At 71.5% G+C, this 1381-nt stretch carries 2 protein-coding genes; one reads left to right on the plus strand and one right to left on the minus strand.

What is annotated here, in order from left to right; genetic code table 11:
• A partial coding sequence (locus CCN56_RS39560; protein WP_143664809.1) for a LysR family transcriptional regulator occupies nt 1–227 on the minus strand: 227 nt, incomplete at its 3' end.
• Nucleotides 228–320: 93 nt separating this feature from the next.
• On the opposite strand from CCN56_RS39560, the gene CCN56_RS39565 reads away from it, so the two are divergent.
• The gene (locus tag CCN56_RS39565; RefSeq protein WP_256962422.1) at nt 321–1331 is read left to right on the plus strand and encodes a DMT family transporter; all 1011 of its coding nucleotides are present in this window, start codon (nt 321–323) and stop codon (nt 1329–1331) included.
• The last annotated feature ends 50 nt before the right edge of the window (nt 1332–1381 follow it).

Raw genomic sequence — 1381 nt, forward strand, 5'->3', positions numbered from 1 at the left:
ACCTGGGACAGGATGCGGGCGGCGTGCTCGGCGAGCAGCAGCCCGGCGTCGGTGAGCCGCACGCCCCGGCCGTTCTTGGCGAGCAGCTGCTGCCCGACCTCGCGCTCCAGCTTGGACAGCTGCTGGGAGACGGCCGAGGTGGTGACGTGCAGGCCGTCGGCGGCGCCGCTGACCGAGCCGTGCCGGGCGACGGCGTCGAGGGTACGGAGGCGCTCCAGGTTCAACATGTCCGCTCCAGGTTCGACATGTAAGCGATACTAAGGGGAGGGGTCGAGGAATTCTCGCTTGTTCTAAGACGTCGTTCCGGTCACCCTGAGCGCATGAGCCCCGCAGCCCCGTCCCCCGCCCGCACACCCTCCTCCCCACTGCTCGACTGGCGCGTCCGGTTCGGCGCCCTGGCCCTCATCTGGGGCTTCAGCTTCCTCTTCATCAAGGTCGGCACGGAGGGCTTCGCGCCCTTCCAGGTCACGTTCGGGCGGCTGTTCTTCGGTACGGCGGTGCTCGCCGTCGCGATCGTCGTGAAGCGCGACCGGCTGCCGCGCGGAGCCCGCGTCTGGGGCCATCTGACGGTCGCGGCCTTCCTGCTCAACGCGCTGCCGTTCTCCCTCTTCTCGTACGCGGAGCTGACGATCCCCTCGACCCTCGCGGGCATCTGCAACGCGACGACCCCGCTCTGGGGGATGCTGCTCTCGCTCGTGGCGCTCTCCGAGGACCGGCCGACCCGGGTCCGCGCGGCCGGTCTGGGCATCGGCTTCGTCGGCGTGCTCACCGTGCTCGGCGCCTGGCAGGGCTTCTCCGGCCTCGACGTGACCGGCACGGCCCTGGCCCTGCTCGCCTCGTTCAGCTACGCGGTCGGCTGGATATACGTCCGCAGGACCCTGAGCGGCACCGGTGCCTCCCACCTCTCGCTCGCCGGCTCCCAGGTCGGACTCGCGACGCTGCAACTGGCCGTGGTCACCCCCCTGTTCACCTCGGTCCCGGAGTCGGTCGAGCTCATGCCGCTGCTCGCCGTGATCGCCCTCGGCGCGCTGGGGACGGGGTACGCGATGCTGCTCCAGTACGGCGTCGTCGCGGAGGTCGGCCCGACGACGGCCGCCATGGTCACGTACTTCATCCCGGTGATCGCCACGGCGGCGGGCGTCGCCGTCCTGGACGAGCGGCTCACCTGGAACACCCCGGTCGGCGCGCTCGTGGTCCTGGCGGGCGCGGCCCTCACCCAGACCCGCACCTCCACCCGAAAGGCGGGCGCGCGCACCGTGGCCGAGCGCCTCTCCCTCTCCCGTGCCACTCTCCGTGACCCCCGCGAGGACAAGATCGTTCCCCGGGCATGAACCTCACCGCACTCCCCCGAACCCTCGTCGCCGCCCTCGCCGTGACCGGC

The sequence above is a fragment of the Streptomyces sp. NRRL B-24572 genome (assembly GCF_002156145.1).
Taxonomy (GTDB): Bacteria; Actinomycetota; Actinomycetes; order Streptomycetales; family Streptomycetaceae; genus Streptomyces; species Streptomyces vietnamensis.

Excerpts from the sequence above, each read along its gene's own strand:
- CCN56_RS39565 (WP_256962422.1), top strand. The coding sequence starts at position 321 with ATGAGCCCCGCAGCCCCGTCCCCCGCCCGCACACCCTCCTCCCCACTG.